Annotated in this window: 7 protein-coding genes; 6 read left to right on the forward strand and 1 reads right to left on the reverse strand. The window is 59.5% G+C overall.

The features are described from left to right. Window positions 1-528 precede the first annotated feature (528 nt). Window positions 529-7,902, forward strand: a complete 7,374-nt coding sequence (locus ACSOSP_RS15965) for a YadA-like family protein (protein WP_455308181.1) — start codon at window positions 529-531, stop codon at window positions 7,900-7,902. A 156-nt stretch (window positions 7,903-8,058) separates the two neighbouring features. On the opposite strand, the gene ACSOSP_RS15970 is transcribed toward ACSOSP_RS15965, so the two are convergent. Further along, the gene (locus ACSOSP_RS15970) at window positions 8,059-8,904 is read right to left on the reverse strand and encodes a MurR/RpiR family transcriptional regulator (protein WP_455308183.1); all 846 of its coding nucleotides are present in this window, start codon (window positions 8,902-8,904) and stop codon (window positions 8,059-8,061) included. Window positions 8,905-9,180: 276 nt separating this feature from the next. Here ACSOSP_RS15970 and edd point away from each other — a divergent pair, with 276 nt between their 5' ends. The 5 genes from edd to ACSOSP_RS15995 all read left to right on the forward strand — a co-directional run bounded on the left by edd (window position 9,181) and on the right by ACSOSP_RS15995 (window position 19,767). Further along, window positions 9,181-11,022 (forward strand): phosphogluconate dehydratase, encoded by a 1,842-nt coding sequence (gene edd, locus ACSOSP_RS15975; RefSeq protein WP_455308185.1) that lies wholly within the window; start codon window positions 9,181-9,183, stop codon window positions 11,020-11,022. Between the two features lie 39 nt (window positions 11,023-11,061). Further along, complete coding sequence (gene eda / locus ACSOSP_RS15980) at window positions 11,062-11,694, forward strand: bifunctional 4-hydroxy-2-oxoglutarate aldolase/2-dehydro-3-deoxy-phosphogluconate aldolase (RefSeq protein WP_455308187.1); 633 nt, start codon at window positions 11,062-11,064, stop codon at window positions 11,692-11,694. Window positions 11,695-11,900: 206 nt separating this feature from the next. After that, window positions 11,901-13,262: a GntP family permease gene (locus ACSOSP_RS15985; RefSeq protein WP_455308188.1), complete on the forward strand. Its 1,362-nt coding sequence runs from the start codon at window positions 11,901-11,903 to the stop codon at window positions 13,260-13,262. Between the two features lie 10 nt (window positions 13,263-13,272). Beyond that, complete coding sequence (locus ACSOSP_RS15990) at window positions 13,273-13,773, forward strand: gluconokinase (RefSeq protein ID WP_455308190.1); 501 nt, start codon at window positions 13,273-13,275, stop codon at window positions 13,771-13,773. Between the two features lie 654 nt (window positions 13,774-14,427). Then, a complete protein-coding gene (locus ACSOSP_RS15995; RefSeq protein WP_455308192.1) occupies window positions 14,428-19,767 on the forward strand; it encodes an Ig-like domain-containing protein in 5,340 nt (1,779 codons plus the stop codon). Window positions 19,768-20,155 lie beyond the last annotated feature (388 nt).

Below are 20,155 nucleotides of genomic sequence, written 5' to 3' on the forward strand. Positions count from 1 at the left end.
CGATAACAATGATCGATGATAATCGAGTTAATACATTTATTAGTAACTTATATTTTACAATTATCGTCAATTTATGACGAAATCGACGTTGTGTCGGTTGTCATCGTGCAACGCATCTGTTTTATAAGAATTATCCTAATTAATTCAAGATAGATCGAACGGGCTGCTGGTCTAGCACCTCAAAGCCTTTGCCCGCAATGGATTAGATCCAACCAACCGCGCGGTAGTTTTCCGGTACATGGCCGCAAGGATTCGTAAAAAATAGCGATTTAGTTTGCGAGACGCAAATTAGGAGTTTTCGCATTAAGTCGCTTCGCTTCCAAATCTATAGTTCGTTTGCGTTCACAAGACCGGGCCTCAGAAATAATCCCGGTTCCAGTGCTTCGGGATTAAAGAACCGCAAGTGGCATCGAACGCCGAGCGTTACGCGGAAGCTGCAAACGCATTGACCATTCGGAATATAGATGGCGATCGATCTCTGCCGAGTCGTAAGGCGATTTTCTATTTTTGTAAAAAGGTATTCATAGCATGAACAAGTCATACAAATCAGTCTGGAATGAGTCGACGGGATCATGGGTCGCGGTTTCGGAACTCGCAACTGGACGCAGCAAGAGCAAGCGCGCAAAAACAGCTATTTCCAAAGCCATTCTGACGCAGATCGCAGTAGGCGGCATGAGCCTGGCGGGCGTGAGCGTTGCAATGGCTGACGACACCGTCAAGTCGGGCACGAACGCGACGGTCAATATTGCCGACGGCGTGGCGATCGGTGTCGATTCGCAAGTGGATCCTGATGCACAGGCGCCGGCCAAGATTGGCGGCATCGCCGTTGGCGATTCAGCATATGCAGTCGGTTCAGGTGTTGCAGTCGGCCAGGCTAGCTCAGCCGCCTCAGACAGCGCCGCGTTCGGTTCGGCCGCAACTGCGGGCAACGGTGGCACGGCTATCGGGGCCAACGCATACACCATCAACAACGGCGGCGTCGCGCTTGGACAAAACGCTACGGCAACGGGCGGTGCCGGCGTGGCGTTGGGTCAGAACAGCCTGGCATCGGGCGCAGGTTCGGTAGCATTGGGCCAAGGTTCAGTCGCCACCGACATGAACACGGTATCGGTTGGTAACGCAACAACGCAGCGCCAGATCGCGAACGTGGCTGCCGGCACGCACGCTAACGACGCAGTGAACGTGGGCCAACTCGCCAAAGCAGGCTTGAACCTGGACACCAGCGGTAACGCAACGAACGCATTCGTGGCGTATGACAGTACGGCCAAAACCGGTGTGACGCTGGGCGCCGGCTCGGCGGGCGCGCAGATTCATAATCTCGTTGCAGGGTCCGCTGACACTGATGCAGCGAACGTTTCTCAATTGAAGGCCCTGGGTGCGACCATTGGCACGAGTGGCACGGTGACGAACTCGTTCGTCTCGTACACCGGAGGCAACCAGGACCTGATCAGCTTGTTGGGCGCATCGGGTACGAAGATCTCGAACGTAGCAGCGGGCGCAGTTGGAGCAGGAAGCAAGGATGCTATCAATGGTTCGCAACTGTATAACGCTGAAGCAAGCGTAGCTTCCGTGTTGGGCGGCTCGGCGGGCGTGAATGCTGACGGCACGATCAAGGCACCGGTCTATACGATCGACGGCAAGACTTACAGCAGCCTGGACAAGGCGCTGGAGGCTGCAGCAGCAACGGGCAGCTCGGGCGCAGGTCCGGTCAACGGCGTTGTGTATGACCAGGACGCTCATACTTCGTTGACCCTGGGTGCCACTGGCACGCCGGTCAAAATTTCGAACGTAGCGAATGGCGTTGCTCCCAATGACGCGGTCAACAAGTCACAGCTCGACGGCGTGTCGAATTCAATCGCTTCTGTTGCCCCCTCGTTGAAGTTCCTGCGCTTTGGCCCGAGTACAGCTCAAGTGGCGAACGCTGTCGGTAACGACTCCGTGGCAATTGGCGGTAACGCATTTGCTACGCAGACTCAAGCAGTGGCGATCGGCCTCTTTTCAAATGTGTCGGGTCTCGCTTCAGTCGCGATCGGCGCGCGAGCAACTGCGGACGGAAAAAATTCGGTGGCAATTGGGTCGGATTCCTCGGCAGAAGATGACAACGTGGTATCCGTTGGCGGTTTGGGTGTACAGCGCCGTATTACCAACGTTGCGACCGGAACATCTACAACAGACGCTGTGAATCTCGGTCAGGTTGAAGATTTGATCAAGAACACCAACACCGTGGCGTCGCAACAGCCTGTCAAGGCCACGCGTAACCTCTTGGGGGCAACAGTGCTGGGCGCGCAGGCCGCGCCGGTATTGTCGGACGTGGTCGCGATCGGTACCACGGACAAACTCGGCCAGGCTGAAGCAATCGGTACGGATGCGATCGCCATCGGCCTGGGTGCCCATGCAGCCAACGACAATACAGTCGCCATCGGTACGAACGTTGCCGCAGGTGGTGTCGGTAGTGTCGCAATCGGCAATATAAGCACTGCGGGTGGCGTGAACGCCACGTCGATCGGTGTCAACGCGCAAGCAATGGGTGACACCTCGGTCGCTGTCGGTACTGGGGTGAAGACCCAGGGAACGAATGGCGTTGCGCTCGGTAACGCCAGCTACGTTGGCGTGAACGCCACGAACTCGGTTGCAATCGGCTACAAGAACTCGGTAACAGCCGCAGGCACGGTCGTGCTCGGCAATCAGGTCACCGGAACCGGCGCAAACTCGGTCGTCCTGGGTACAGGCAGCGATGGTACGCAAAGCAACGTGGTGTCAGTGGGCGCGAAGGGTTCGGAACGCAAGATCGTGAACGTCGCAGCGGGTGCCACGGCTACGGACGCGGTGAATGTGAGCCAGTTGACCGCTGCAGGCCTGACTGTCGACACGACCGGCAAAGTCACCAATTCGTTCGTATCGTACACCGGCTCGACCAAGGATCTGGTCACGCTGGGTGGCACGGCAGGCACGACGATTTCTAACTTGAAGGCCGGTGTTGCGGCTACTGACGCAGTCAACGTAGGCCAGTTGACCGCAGCAGGTCTGTCGATCGACACGACGGGCAAGGCGACGAATTCGTTCGTGGCGTACAACGATGCAACGAAGGACAAGGTCACGCTGGGCGGCACGGCAGGCACGACGATCTCGAACGTGAAGGCCGGTACGACCGACATGGACGCGGTGAACTTCAAGCAATTGACGGACGCGGGCATTGTCGTGAATTCGAGCGGCGTGGTTCAGAACGCGTTCGTGGCGTACGACAACAACTCGTCGATGGACACGATCACGCTGAAGGGCAAGAGCGGTTCCACGAAGATCACGAACCTGACGGCCGGCACGCTGAGCGCAGCGAGCTCGGACGCAGTGAACGGTTCGCAGCTGTTCAACGTGGCATCGAGCGCGGCAGACGCAATTGGCGGCACGTCGAAGGTCGATCCGCTTACGGGCAAGATCAGCAAGCCGTCTATCGTGGTGGGTGGTACCACGTATAACGACTTGTCGGGTGCAATCGAGGCCGTCGCGAGCTTGCCAGCAGGTTCGCCTGATGGCGTGGTGTACGACACCTCGGCACATGCCAAGGTTACGCTGGGTGGTACGGGTTCAGCCACGCCAGTCGTGTTGACCAACGTTGCAACAGGTGTTGCGGCTACTGACGCAGTCAACGTAGGTCAGTTGACCGCAGCAGGCTTGGCATTCGACACGACGGGCAAAGCGACGAATTCGTTCGTGGCGTACAACGATGCAACGAAGGACAAGGTCACGCTGGGCGGCACGGCAGGCACGACGATCTCGAACGTGAAGGCCGGTACGACCGACATGGACGCGGTGAACTTCAAGCAATTGACGGACGCGGGCATTGTCGTGAATTCGAGCGGCGTGGTTCAGAACGCGTTCGTGGCGTACGACAACAACTCGTCGATGGACACGATCACGCTGAAGGGCAAGAGCGGTTCCACGAAGATCACGAACCTGACGGCCGGCACGCTGAGCGCAGCGAGCTCGGACGCAGTGAACGGTTCGCAGCTGTTCAACGTGGCATCGAGCGCGGCAGACGCAATTGGCGGCACGTCGAAGGTCGATCCGCTTACGGGCAAGATCAGCAAGCCGTCTATCGTGGTGGGTGGTACCACGTATAACGACTTGTCAGGTGCAATCGAGGCCGTCGCGAGCTTGCCAACAGGTTCGCCTGATGGTGTGGTGTACGACACCTCGGCACATGCCAAGGTTACGCTGGGTGGTACGGGTTCAGCCACGCCAGTCGTGTTGACCAACGTTGCAACAGGTGTTGCGGCTACTGACGCAGTCAACGTAGGCCAGTTGACCGCAGCAGGCTTGGCATTCGACACGACGGGCAAAGCGACGAATTCGTTCGTGGCGTACAACGATGCAACGAAGGACAAGGTCACGCTGGGTGGCACGGCAGGCACGACGATCTCGAACGTGAAGGCTGGTATCGCCGACATGGACGCGGTGAACGTCAAACAACTGGCGGACGCGGGCCTTGTCGTGAATTCGAGCGGTGTGGTTCAGAACGCGTTTGTGGCGTACGACAGCCTGGCCAAGACGGGCGTGACGCTGGGCGAAGGTACGGCCGGCGCGCAGATTCACCAGTTGGTGGCGGGTACATCAGCAACTGACGCAGTCAACGTAGGCCAGTTGACCGCAGCAGGTCTGTCGATCGACACGACGGGCAAGGCGACGAATTCGTTCGTGGCGTACAACGATGCAACGAAGGACAAGGTCACGCTGGGCGGCACGGCAGGCACGACGATCTCGAACGTGAAGGCCGGTACGACCGACATGGACGCGGTGAACTTCAAGCAATTGACGGACGCGGGCATTGTCGTGAATTCGAGCGGCGTGGTTCAGAACGCGTTCGTGGCGTACGACAACAACTCGTCGATGGACACGATCACGCTGAAGGGCAAGAGCGGTTCCACGAAGATCACGAACCTGACGGCCGGCACGCTGAGCGCCGCGAGCACGGACGCAGTGAATGGTTCACAACTGTTCAACGTGGCAACGAGCGCGGCAGACGCAATTGGCGGCACGTCGAAGGTCGATCCGCTTACGGGCAAGATCAGCAAGCCGTCTATCGTGGTGGGTGGTACCACGTATAACGACTTGTCAGGTGCGATCGAGGCCGTCGCGAGCTTGCCAACAGGTTCGCCTGATGGTGTGGTGTACGACACCTCGGCACATGTCAAGGTTACGCTGGGTGGTACGGCTGCAACCAAGCCGGTGTCCTTGACCAACGTCGCGGATGGCGTCGCTCCCACGGACGCGGTCAATAAGTCGCAGCTTGATGGTGTTACAAGCGGCATCGCGGGTCTTAATGCGAACTTGAAATACCTGCGCTTCGGCTCGACCACTGCTGCGACGGCGCTCGCTATTGGTACCGACTCGCTGGCGATTGGCGGTAACGCATTCGCAACGCAGAGCGGCGCCTTGGCGATCGGCGTAAATACAAACGTGTCGGGTGTCAATTCGACCGCTATCGGAAGAAATGCAACTGCGGACGGCGACAGCTCCCTGGCATTGGGAGCCTTCTCAGCAGCAAACGAATCCAACACGGTTTCCGTGGGTAGTGCGATCGACGGCATCACGCGTCGAATCGTCAACGTCGCAAACGGTACGTCCACGAACGACGCCGTGAACCTGGGCCAGGTCGAAAGCTTGATCACCGCCGCCACCGCTCAGCAGCCCGTCAAGGGCACGCGTAACCTGTTGGGCGCAACGGTGCTGGGTGCGCAGGCAGCGCCGGTGTTGTCGGATGTGGTCGCAGTCGGGACCACGGACAAGCTCGGCCAGGCTGAAGCAATCGGCACGGATGCTGTGGCCATCGGTCTCGGTGCCCATGCCGCCAACGACAATACAGTCGCAATCGGTACGAACGTTGCTGCAGGCGGTGTGGGCAGTGTCGCAATCGGCAATATAAGCACCGCGGGCGGTCTCAACGCAACGTCGATTGGCGTCAACGCGCAAGCGATGGGTGATACGTCGTTGGCTATCGGTACCGGCGTGAAGACCCAGGGAACGAATGGCGTCGCGCTCGGTAACGGAAGCTACGTCGGCGTGAACGCCACGAACTCGGTTGCTATCGGTTACAAGAACTCTGTAACGGCAGCGGGTACGATTGTCCTGGGTAATCAGGTCACTGCAAGCGGCGCAAACTCGGTAATCCTGGGTAGCGGCAGCGATGGTTCGCAAAGCAACGTAGTGTCAGTTGGCGCGAAGGGTTCGGAACGCAAGATTGTGAACGTGGCTGCTGGCACGACAGACACCGACGCAGTCAACCTCGGTCAGATGACCACCGCAATCTCGAAGGCTTCCGTTGGCGGCGGCGGTTCGACGCTGATCACGCAGGCGGCAGCAGGCGACGACCTTCTGGTGGGTGCTGCAACGCAAGGCACACATGTGAATTTCGCCGACAGCACGGGGACTGCCCGCGAACTGACCGGTGTAGCAGCAGGCACGAAGGATACGTCTGCGGTGAACCTGAGCCAGTTGAAGCCTGTGGTTGATGCTTTGGGCGGCGGTGCAAAGATCGACGCAGCGGGCAACGTAACTGGTCCGTCGTACACAATTGGTACCCATTCGGCAAAGAATAATGTTGGCGATGCTTTCAAGGACGTCAACACGGACCTGTCTACCCTGAATGCTTCAGTTGCAGCAATCTCGGCAGACGCGGGTGGCGCAGGACTGGTCGCTCAAGACTCCGTGAGCCGTAACCTCACCGTCGGCGCAATGACGGATGGAACCGTTGTCGACATGACGAACAAGTCGGGCGTTGCACGCACGATCACCGGTGTGGCCGCCGGTGCCGTGAACCCGAATAGCCTGGACGCGATCAACGGCTCGCAACTGGCTGGTGTTTCATCAAGCTTCGCAACTGCAATTGGTGGCGGCGCAATGGTGGATGGGAACGGTCTGATCACGCAGCCGGCGTTCACCGTGGGTGGCAAGACGGTGAATAACGTCGGCGATGCGATCAGCAGCCTCGACACCAATGTCACCAACAACTACACGAAGCTGCAGACCCAGATCACCAACATCAGCAACAATGGTGGTGTGGCTACGCCGAACGCAGTGGCGTACGACTCGGCAGCGAAGGACACGCTGACGTTGGGCACAGCTGATCAGAAGACCAAGCTGACGAACCTGCAAGACGGCGCTGTCGCAGCCGGCAGCACGGACGCGGTGACGGGTGGGCAGTTGTACGCAACGAACCAAGACGTCGCAGCGCTGCAAAACTCGGTGCAAAACATCGCAGCGAATGGTTCCGCGAGCATCGGCGTGAACGGTGCGAACGGTGCCGACGGTAAGCCAGGCACAGCAGGTCCGGCAGGAGCCACTGGCGCAGATGCAATCGCCATGGGTGACAAGGCATCGGCTTCTGGCGATCATTCGGTCGTGATTGGTGGTGGTGCAACGGCTTCAGGAGACGGCACGACCGTCATCGGTGGCAACGGCAGTGCGACGGGCGCGAACTCGACGGCAATCGGTAGCGGCTCAAACGCTACTGGCGCCAACTCTGTTGCAATCGGTGCGGGTTCGGTCGCAGATCGTGACAACAGCGTTTCGGTCGGTTCCGACGGTCACGAGCGTCAGATCACCAACGTGGCAGCTGGTACGCAGGGTACGGACGCAGTCAACCTGAACCAGATGAACTCGGCGGTGGGCGGCATTGCTCGCAAGGCGTACAGCGGTATCGCGGCAGCTACAGCGCTGACGATGATTCCGGACGTCGACGCGAACAAGACGTTGTCGATTGGTATCGGCGGCGGTACGTTCCAGGGCTATGCAGCAACGGCCATTGGCGGTACGGCTCGTATCACGCAGAACATCAAGGTGCGCGTAGGCGCAGGTTGGTCGGCAGCGGGTACGACGGTTGGTGCAGGTGCTTCGTACCAGTGGTAATCAGGGCTTGAGCTCACTGCCCGGTTCGTCAAGAACCGGGCAGGTACAAGGGCTTTTGCACTATAAGTTGTTCATGTTGTAGCAGTACCTGAGAGCAGTACTTTGAAGCGGGTTCTTCTTCGGAAGATCCCGCTTTTTTTTGCCTGCGCAAAACTCCTAATTACCCACGCGGCGTCGATCCAGCACGCCCTTCGCGTCGGCTAGTCTTTCTGCAAACTCTGGCCCTCTCGCCAGCGCTACTCCCACCGCGAGAATGTCGCCGATAGCCAGATGCGACACGCGCGATGTCATCGGGGAAAAGATGTCGGTGTCCTCATCGACGTTCGCGAAGAGGCCTACGCTTGCAAGCCGTGCCAGCGGCGAGCTGCCATGCGTGATCGCGATGACTTTCGCGCCGCCCTGGAGCGCGGACTTCACCGCATCGAGAATGTCGCGCGTGCGTCCCGTGTTCGATACCGCCACCACCACATCCCCCGCGCCAAGCAGCGCAGCAGAAGTCGTGTAGGTGTGCGGGTCCGAATAGGCCACACTGGGCACGCCGAGCCGGAAGAATTTGTGCTGGATATCGAGCGCGGCGATGCCGGAGCCCCCGGCGCCATAAAACTCGATACGTCGCGCTTCGGCCAACAAAGTGATGGCCGTGGCGACGCTATCCGATGACAAACTGTTGCGCACCTGCAGCAGCGCGCCAATCGTCCTGTCCAATACCTTTGCAGCGACGCCGGCCGCAGGTTCATCAGCGCGGACGTCGCGAAAGACGGCGGGGGCGGGGACATCGGAAGCAATGCTTTGGGCCAGCCGGATCTTGAACTCGCGGAAGCCCGAAAATCCCAACGCCTGGCAAAAGCGCGCAATGGTCGGCTGGCTAACGCCGGCGCGCTTGGCGAAATCGGTCATTGCAAGATCCAGCACCTCTCGCGGGGCGTCGATTACATAATCGGCAAGCTTGCGCTCGGAAGGGCGCAACTGCTCGCGCATTGCTTCGACTTGGGACAGCAACATCGTGAATCTCGCCTATGCTGGAATTGAACGGACTATAGCTGAACTGCCGTTATGTACAAAAACTACATAACTAAATCGTGTGTTCAATAACCCATGGTTGTACATCAATCCATGTGGGTGCTGCAAACAAAGCAGTTAGGGTTTTCCAGATGGTAAAAATGTAGTTTTTCTACTAAAATACGTTTGGTCCACTCGGTTGCCGACAGTCCTAAGAGCCGAGCTTCTACACGTCCCGGCACCCCCGGATGCTCGCCGACCCCAGGCGAAGGAGTTTCGATGGTTTCCCCGCATTCACATCTCAACAAAGTGACGAAGCGCGTGATCGAGCGCAGCAAGCCGACGCGCGCGGCTTATCTGGCGCGCATCGACGGCGCACAAGGACATTTCCCCGCTCGCGGCGCGTTATCGTGCGCCAATCTCGCGCACGGTTTCGCCGGGCTGGAAGGTCAGGAAAAGATCGCGATCAAGGCGGTCCGCGAGCCGAACATTGGCATTGTTTCGTCTTACAACGAGATGCTGTCGGCCCACGCGCCGTTCAAGAATTATCCCGACATCATCAAGCACGCGGCTCGTGAAGCGGGTGGCGTGGCCCAGTTCGCGGGTGGCGTGCCGGCGATGTGCGACGGTGTTACGCAAGGCAATGCGGGCATGGAGTTATCGCTGTTTTCGCGCGAAGTCATTGCCATGAGCACGGCGGTGGCGCTCACCCACAATATGTTCGACGCCGCCCTGTGCCTGGGCATCTGCGACAAGATCGTTCCTGGCTTGCTGATTGGCGCGTTGCAATTTGGTCACTTGCCGACCATTTTTGTGCCGGCTGGTCCCATGACGAGCGGCCTGACCAACGACGATAAGGCCAAAGTCCGCCAGCAGTTCGCCACGGGCGGCTGCGACCGCGAGGCGTTGCTCGAAGCTGAAGCCGCGGCGTACCACGGCCATGGCACATGCACGTTCTACGGCACGGCGAATAGCAATCAGATGCTGATGGAAGTCATGGGGCTTCACTTGCCGGGCTCGGCCTTCATTCATCCGCACACGCCGCTGCGGGATGCGCTCACCGCTGAGGCGGCGAAGCGCGTGCTGGAGCTGACCGTCGAGCGCGGACACTACACGCCTGTCGGTCACGTGGTCGACGAAAAAGCCATCGTGAATGGCATTGTTGCGTTGCTGGCAACAGGCGGTTCGACCAATCATACGTTGCACCTGGTGGCGATTGCGCGGGCGGCGGGGATTCTGATTGATTGGAATGACTTCGATGAACTGTCGCAGGCCGTGCCGCTCACGGCGCGGATTTATCCGAACGGCAAAGCCGATGTGAACCACTTCCACGCGGCCGGCGGCATTGCATTCCTGGTGCGTGATCTGCTCGAAGCCGGTTTGCTGCACGAAGACGTGCAAACGGTGGCGGGCCACGGGCTCAAGCATTACACCCGCGAACCCAAACTGATCGACGGCAAGTTGCAATGGATTGATGGTCCGGAAACCAGCCACGATACAAAAGTGCTGCGCAGCCACAAGGAGCCGTTCGCGCCCGATGGCGGCCTGCGCCTGATGCAAGGCAAGTTGGGCCGTGGCGTGATCAAGATCTCTGCGGTGGCTGATGCGCACCGGCACGTCAAGGCGCCGGCGATCGTTTTCGATTCGCAGGAACAGGTCCAGGAGGCATTCGACAACGGCGAGCTGAAGCGCGACTTCGTGGCTATCGTGCGATTTCAGGGAGCGCGGGCCAACGGCATGCCGGAGTTGCACCGGTTGACGCCGCTTCTCGGCGTGTTGCAGGATCAGGGTTTCCACGTTGCACTCGTCACGGACGGGCGCATGTCGGGCGCGTCGGGCAAAGTGCCCGCAGTGATCCATATCTCGCCGGAAGCCTTGTTGCAAGGGCCGTTGGGCAAGGTGCGAACCGGCGACATGATTGTTATCGATGCAAACAGGGGTGTGCTGGACATTGAGATCGATGCAAGCGAATGGAACGCTCGGGCGGTCGAACAACCCACGCATCAGGCGGAGAACGAGGTCGGATTCGGGCGCGAATTATTCGGCGTGTTCCGCAGCGCGGCCATGCCGGCGGAACTCGGCGCGTCGGTGTTCGGTCCCTTGGTCGGCGAAGCACGCTAATAGCACGCCAAAGACCAGAACCACAATCAGGAGCAGAAGATGAAATCAGTAAGTGACATTGTGCGTCTTGGGCCGGTCATTCCCGTCCTCGCGTTTGAATCGGCGGAGCAGGGTGAGAACGTGTCGCGCGCATTGCACGCGGGCGGCGTAAAGGTACTGGAAATCACGCTTCGCACGAAGGCGGGACTCGAGGCGATAGAACGCGCATGCGGCCTGGCCGATGACATCGTGGTCGGCGTAGGCACGATCACGCGGCCGGAACATTGTGCGCAGGCAAAAAAAGCGGGCGCGCAGTTCGGGGTGTCGCCGGGATTGACGAAGGACATTCACATGGCCGCTCTCGATGCCGGCTTACCGCTGCTGCCGGGCGTGATGACGCCGACCGACATCATTGTGGCCATTGAACTGGGTTACGAGATCGTGAAGCTATTCCCGGCGCAACAGGCGGGTGGCGTCGCGATGCTTCAGGCGCTCAACGGACCTTTCCCTGGCCTGAAGTTCTGCCCGACAGGCGGCATTACAGCCGAAACCGCGCCGAACTTCCTGGCATTGCCGAACGTGGTGTGCGTCGGCGGTTCATGGTTGACGCCGAAGGCGGCGCTGGCATCACACAACTGGGAAGAAGTCACGCGCCTGGCGCGCGCTGCGAGCACGCTGGCGCCCCCACAGTAAGGGCCAAGCTTCGCGGCACACAAGGAATGGCCTCAGGCCCCGGCGCTCAACCCGCCGGGGCTTTTCTTTTTCGCAATGGGACACGGTCGAAAGACACGTTTCCCTACCTGCAAGTAAAATCCTCGGGTTGAACCTCGACTGCGCCCAGGCTTTCGACTCAGAGCGCCGCAGCGCACCATATCCATAGAACAAACCGGAGGCGTTTCATGGAGCCAGTCCACGGCAGCATGCTGCTGGTGTACGCGGTCATCGCCATTGCATTGCTGATCCTGATGATCACACGGTTCAAGGTCTACCCGTTCCTTGTCCTGATCATCGTTTCGCTGTTGCTGGGCCTCGCGGTCGGGATGCCGATGGAAACCATCGTCAAGGCATTCGAGACCGGCAACGGCAACACACTTGGTCACATAGCAATCGTGGTCGGACTGGGAACCATGCTCGGCAAGATGATGGCCGAATCCGGCGGCGCCGAGCGAATCGCGAACACGCTGATAGACAAGTTTGGCGAAAAGCATATCCACTGGGCAATGATGTTCGTGGCGATCATCGTCGGTTTGCCAGTGTTTTTCGAAGTGGGCTTTGTGCTGCTGATTCCAATAGCGTTCAACGTCGCGAAACGAACCAACAAGTCGCTGCTGCTGATTGGATTGCCCATGGTCGCCGGGCTGTCGGTCGTGCACGGACTCATCCCTCCGCACCCCGCCGCGATGCTTGCGGTGCAGGCATACCACGCGGACATCGGTCGCACGATTGCATACGGGCTGATAATCGGCATTCCAACCGCGGTTGTCGCGGGTCCGCTGTTTGCGCTGCTGATCAGCAAACGCATCCAACTGCCCGAACACAATCCGCTCGCGGCGCAGTTTGTCGACTCGGGCAAGGAAAGCGAAGCGCGCGAGTTGCCGGGATTCGGAATCACGTTGCTGACCATCTTGCTCCCTGTGATCCTCATGCTGATTGGAAGCTGGGCGGATCTGGTTTTCACGCCCAAGTCGCTGCCGAATAGCTTGTTGAAGTTTGTAGGCAACGCAGACGTTGCATTGCTTATCGCCGTTTTGTTTAGTTTCTGGACCTTCGGCGCTTCGCGTGGCTTCAATCGGGAACAAATTCAGAAGTTTTGCGGCGATTGCCTCGCGCCCATTGCGGGCATCACGTTGATCGTGGGCGCCGGCGGCGGCTTTGGGAATGTGCTGCGCGAAAGCGGGATATCGCAGCAACTGATTGCGAGCGCGTCGGCTGCCCATTTGTCGCCGCTGCTGCTTGGCTGGTTCGTGGCGGCTCTGATCCGCCTGGCCACGGGCTCGGCCACCGTTGCAATGACCACGGCATGCGGGATTGTGGCGCCTATAGCGGCGGCGTCGCACGGCGCGGTCAGCGCTGAATTGCTGGTGCTTGCCACGGGTAGCGGATCGTTGATTTTCTCGCACGTGAACGACGGAGGCTTCTGGCTCGTCAAGGAGTATTTCGGCATGACCGTAGGTCAGACATTCAAGACGTGGTCGCTTTGCGAAACGATCATTTCCCTCATGGGTTTAGGCTTGACCTTCGCGCTTGCGACGGTCGTGTAAGGAGATTCTGATGATATTGATCGTGATGGGCGTGTCCGGAAGTGGCAAAACCACGATAGGCGAGATGCTGGCCGACCGGCTGAAGTGCGATTTCGCCGATGCCGACAGTTTTCATAGCCAGGCCAACAAGGACAAGATGCATCAGGGCATTCCCCTGACGGACGATGATCGCTGGCCGTGGCTGAACGCCATCCGGGCTTCAATTGTCGCGAAGCAGGCGGATGGCATAACGCACGTGTATGCATGCTCGGCTTTGAAGCGGGTCTATCGGGATATTCTTCGCGATGGCGACAAGGACGTGACATTTGTCTATTTGAAGGGGTCGGCGGAGTTACTGAAAGAGCGCATCAAGACCCGTAAGGGTCATTTCTTCGACCCCGCGTTGTTGCAGAGCCAACTCGATACATTAGAAGAACCGGGGCCCGACGAGGCCATTGAGGTGGACGTGGCGTGGGCGCCTGAAAAGATCGTGGACACGGTCGTCAATGAAATGAAAAACGGGCGTGCCTGATTTATGAGGGCGTGTGCTTTAGTCGTGTTTCAAAGCAACTCTGCGCGGCAATTCTGAAGCAAAACAGGCTCAGTGCAATGCTGAGCCTGCTTCCCGTGTCCGAAGTAATGAATTTTCGTTTGCTTCGGTTTGCTCTGCGTGAGGCAGTCAACTGCTGATTGTTTCAGCTTCGGTCCAATTCCACTCGTTTGCTACTAGAAAGTCATGACGCCGTCTTTGTATGCGGTTGCGTCGTTGCATGCCCGTATTTATTCAGGATGCCAAAATTCAAAAAGATTAATCCAGTGACTTGTCGCAAATCGATCATGACGGTGAGAAATTGAGCGTTTCAGCGTTGTGCTGGAACGTTGCACGCGGCTCCTATATCGTCGAACGCGACCAAGATATCAAGCATCCTAGATGATGAATATTCTGAAACTATTTTTTCAAAAATTGCAGAGGGGGCAAGGGTGTTGGATTGCCGCCTGCAGCACGCTGCATTTAGGACTATTCCTGTAGGTACACCTTGCCTAAGCAGTCAGAATCGCCCATTCGCGCGTTGGAAACCCCTTGCTATCCGGTTGTCCGACTCGTCTTTTTTGGGCGGTCAGTTTGTCTCGCGTCAAGTGGGTCAACGTCGGCCCTTCTTATTTCACTGTACTAAAAGGTAAGAATATGGCACTCCAAACAATGCAGCCATCTGCAGCCGTCATTTCGTCTGTCGGGTCGGCTATCAGCGGCGGCTCGATCACCAGCACCACGCCGGTTATCAAAGGTACGGCAGACGCTGGTGACATCGTCAGCGTGTATGACGGCGTCCGGCTGATTGGCACGGCGCTCGCCGACGCAAATGGCAACTGGACGTTGACGCCCACCGTGGCGCTGAAGGCCGGCGCGCATAACTTCGCGGCAATTCCACAAGACAGCCACGGCAACTTTGGTGCGTCGTCGAACGTCGTGGGTATCCAGATTGCCCCGAATTCCACGCCTGCACCGGTCATCACCGACGTGCTCGATACCAAGGGAACTTCTTCCGATCTCGTAAGCATTCCGTCTGGCAGCGCATCCAATGGCGCCCAGCCCACCGTTAGCGGCACGGGCGTGATTGGCGACACAGTCACCCTTTACCAGAACGGCACGGCATGCGGCAGCGCCGTGGTCGACGCCACCGGTCATTGGTCCATCAATGTCTCACCGGCACTGTCGAACGGCGCGCATGTAATGCAGGCAACCCAGGTTGGCAACGGACTGGCGCAAAGCGGGTCGTCGAATACCTGGTCGATCATTATCGACACCACCACGCCGGCTACGCCGAGCAACCCGTCCATGACGGACGACAATGGCAAGGCGATCCCTGCCGGCGGCACCACGAACGACCCGCATCCGCACATCGACGGCAAGGGCACGCCGGGCGACACCATCACGGTGTACGACAACGGCACGGTAATTGGCTCGACCACCATTGGCGGAGACGGCAATTGGTCGTTCACGCCGTCGCCGGACCTGGGCCCGGGCGCGCATGACATCGTGGTCGTCGAAACGAACCCGGCGGGTACGCCGAGCCCGGCGTCTGATCCCATTCATGTCGTGATCGACACGAGCACGCCGGCTACGCCCGCTGCACCTACCATGACGAACGACAGCGGCGTTGCAATTCCCGCTGGCAGCACCACAGCAGACGCGCATCCGCACATCGCGGGCACGGGCACGGCTGGCGACATCATCAAGGTGTACGACAATGGCGTGGTGATCGGTTCGACCACGGTGGGCGGTGACGGCAAGTGGTCGTTCACGCCGGCCACGGACCTGTCCAACGGTTCGCACAGCATCACTGTAGTGGACGTGAACGCGGCCGGTACGCCGAGCGCGGCTTCGGCACCCATCAACGTCGTGATCAATTCCACAACGCCGGCTACGCCTCCCGCGCCGACCATGACGAACGACAGCGGCGTTTCAATTCCGGCTGGCAGCACCACGGCCGACGCACACCCGCATATCAATGGTACGGGCACGGCAGGCGACACCATCAAGGTGTACGACAATGGCGTGGTGATCGGTTCGACCACGGTAGGCGCAGACGGCAAATGGTCGTTCACGCCGTCCACGGACTTGTCCAACGGCACGCACAGCATCACGGTGGTTGACGTGAACGCGGCGGGTACGCCGAGCGCGGCGTCGAGCCCGATCAACGTGGTCATCAACTCCAGCACGCCGGCGGCTCCTCCTGCCCCCATCCTGACTAACGACAGCGGCGTGACCATTCCGTCCGGCAGCACCACGGCCATCACCGTTCCGCACATCGGCGGCACGGGTGTTGCCGGTGACATCATCAAGGTGTACGACAACGGCACGGAAATCGGTTCGACCACGGTTGGCGGAAACGGCAAGTGGACGTTCTCACCGAGCACGGACCTGTCTGTGGGCACGCACAGCATCACGGTGGTAGACGTGAACGCAGCGGGTACGCCGAGCCCGGCTTCGCTCCCGACCACCATCACGGTCAACACGAGCGTTCCGGCAACCCCCGCGGCGCCGACCCTGACGGACGATCTCGGCGGAGCCATTCCGGCCGGCAGCACGACGGTTGACGGACATCCGCACATGAGCGGTACGGCCACCGCCGGTGACATCATCAAGATTTACGACAACGGCACGCTGATTGGCTCGACCACGGTGGACGGAACGGGCAAATGGACGTTTACACCGTCGACAGACCTGTCCAACGGCACGCACAGCATCACGGTGGTGGATGTGAACGTAGCGGGCACACCGAGCGCAGCTTCGAGCCCGATCAGCGTCACGATCAACTCCAGCACGCCGGCCACCCCGGCCACGCCTACCCTCACGAACGACAGCAGCGTGGCTATTCCGGCCGGCAGCACGACGGCAGACGCGCACCCGCACATCAATGGCGCGGGCGTTGCCGGCGACATCATCAAGGTGTACGACAACGGCACCCTGATCGGTTCGACCAAGGTGGCAGGAAACGGTACGTGGACATTTACGCCGACCACGGATCTCACCGATGGCGCGCACAGCATCACGGTGGTTGACGTGAACGCGGCGGGCACGTCGAGCGCGCCTTCGAACCCAATCAGCATCACGGTCAACACCAGCACGCCGGCTACGCCGTCCGCGCCGGTCATGACGAACGACAGCGGCGCTACCATTCCGGCTGGCGGCGCAACGAACGACCCGCATCCGCACATTGCGGGCACGGGCACGGCTGGCGACATCATCAAGGTGTACGACAACGGCGTGGTGATCGGTTCGACCACGGTGGGCGGTGACGGCAAGTGGTCGTTCACGCCGGCCACGGACCTGTCGAACGGTTCGCACAGCATTACCGTGGTGGACGTGAACGCGGCCGGTACGCCGAGCGCGGCTTCAACTCCCATCAACGTGGTGATCAACACCAGCGTACCGGCTACGCCAGCTGCGCCGAGCTTGACGAACGACCTCGGTGCAGCCATTCCGGCTGGCAGCGCGACCGCAGACGCACATCCGCACATCAACGGCTCGGGAGTCGCTGGTGACATTGTCAAGGTGTACGACAACGGCACGCTGATCGGATCGACCACGGTGGACGGAACCGGCAAATGGACGTACACGCCGGCTTCGAACCTGGCCGACGGCACGCATAGCATCACGGTGGTCGAAGTGAACGCGGTGGGTACGCCGAGCGCGGCTTCGAATGCAACCAGCGTGGTGATCAACACCAGCACGCCGTCTACGCCGAGCACCCCGTCCATGACGGACGACAGCGGCAAGGCGATTCCTGCCGGTGGCACCACGGCCGACCCGCATCCGCACATCAACGGCAATGGCACGGCGGGCGACACCATCACGGTATACGACAATGGCGTGCCAATCGGTTCGACCACGGTGGGCGGAGACGGCAAGTGGTCGTTCACGCCGTCGCCGGACCTGGGCCCGGGCGCGCATGACATCACGGTAATTGAGACGAACCCGGCGGGCACGCCGAGCCCGGCGTCCAATCCCATTCACGTGGTGATCGACACCAGCACGCCGGCTACGCCGTCCGCACCGGTCATGACGAACGACAGCGGCGTCACCATTCCTGCTGGCGGCGCGACGAATGACGCGCATCCGCACATCGCGGGCACGGGCACGGCTGGCGACATCATCAAGGTGTACGACAACGGCGTGGTGATCGGCTCGACCACGGTGGGCGATGACGGCAAGTGGTCGTTCACGCCTACCACGGATTTGGCTGACGGCATCCACAGCATCACGGCGGTAGAAGTGAATGCGGCCGGTACGTCGAGCGCGGCTTCGGCTGCGGTCAACGTGGTGATCAACACCAGCAAGCCTGCCACGCCAGCCGCACCCGTCTTTACGGACGACAACGGCCATACCATTCCCGCAGGCAGCGTCACGGCCGACGCTCATCCGCATATCTCGGGCACGGGCACGGTAGGCGACACGATCATGGTGTACGACGGCAGCACGCTGCTGGGCTCAACTGTGGTAGCCGCAAACGGCACGTGGACGTTCACACCGTCAACGGACCTGCCGGCCGGCACGCACAGCTTCAATGTGACGGAAACGAATGCAGCGGGCACGGCTAGCGACCATTCGGCTAGCGCAACCGTTATTGTCATGCCGATACCTGGTACGCCAGCGATTCCTTCCTTGACCGACGACATGGGGGGGGCAATTCCCGCGGGCAGCTCGACGACCGACGGTCATCCGCACATCAGCGGAACGGGAACTGCCGGCGATACCATCACTGTGTACGACGGTCAGACCGCAATTGGGTCGACCACGGTTGGTGCAAATGGTACCTGGACATTTACACCGTCTACCGATCTTGCCACCGGCGCGCATAGCATAAGCGTGGTCGAATCGAATCTGGCGGGGTCAAGCGCGCATTCGGGTAATTTTGCGTATACGCAAACAAGCTCGATTTTGCCGCCAGCGAATCTGTTTGGTCCTTCTTCCGCGCCCGCGTATAAGTCGTATGCTGTGGGTACCAGCTCGACCGGGTTGATGTTATATAACTCAAAAATCGCCGGTTCTTACTTTTTTCCATCAAGCGTTAACGGCAAGTCTGTTTTGTGGACATGTCAAGTGTATGATCCGAATGGGAATTACTTAACGACTCTGGTCCGTGACATATCATTGCAAAACGGATTTGTTGACATAAGCGTAGACAATGCACTCTTTAAAAGTGGACTCGCCAATGTGTTTGTTTTCACGTGCAGGCTGGCGGGCGAGACAACCACATATGTGGTCGCTATAGAGACTGCTGCCCAACTGCTTGCGGCGCCCCAGCCTGTGACCGCTGATACGAACCCAGCACTTTTACCGTCTGGCTATGCAGCAAATGCGTTGAAGGCGGTGTACGACCCGAACGCCAGTCATGACGTAGCCAACGGTACGCATACCGGCGAAGACGCGCTGCTGACTCCGGTTGCGGAACAAGCGGCTACGGAAACACCACTCGCTCATGTCACTGTCAATGACCATGACGCCGTCACGGGTAAAAGCGGTCATGACACATTTGACCTGAACGTGGATCCGACCTCGTACTTCCAGGAATCGACCGCGCACATTCAAGGCAGCACGGCGCACCCAACTGAACCCGCAGGCACGGCCCCTGCCGTCAACACCCTGCACCTGACGGGCGACCATCAAGTGCTGGATCTGACCTCGCTGACGGGCAAGACTGCGGCAGCGAAGATCTCGGGTATTGAAGTGATCGACCTCGGCGGTCACGAGAACCACCTGAAGCTGTCGCTCTCGGACGTGCTGAACCTGGGCGAACAGGACCTGTTCGTGAAGGATGGACACCAGCAAGTGATGGTGAACGGTTCGAATGGCGACACCGTGGACTTGTCGAATGCGCACATTGCCGGCGTGGCTGACGGTCAGTGGCAAGCTGAAGGCACCGCTGTAGTTGGCGGCGTGACGTACAACGTGTACGAGCATTCGGGCGCGCACACTGAGTTGCTGGTTCAACAAGGCGTGCAGATCGCATTGCATAACTAAGCCAAGTCTCAGACAGAACGGCCGGTTGATTCGAAACAAAAAACGGGCGCTCTGAAAGCTGATAAAGCACGAAGCCGTTGCGGGAGCAATCCCGCAACGGTTTTTTTACGTGCGTCGGGCGAGCGCTGTCCTGCAGACATAACTCATCCCGCGAGTCATGCCGGTCCAATCCGCTGAGTCCAAAACGGCACTTTGATGCTGTTAATAAACATCACACAGACCCCCCCTTGAGCCTTTGCGTCTGATCACTCTTTTTTGGCCAATGTATTTAGGAATGCTCTGGTATGTGATTTTTGCTGCGCCGCGCAAAATCTACCTCCAAAGGGCGACGTCACGCGTCGGCCTTTGACGTGGGCGGCGAGGGGCATCGCCGCTCCAGCGTTTCATC

The sequence above is a fragment of the Caballeronia sp. KNU42 genome (genome assembly GCF_053760385.1).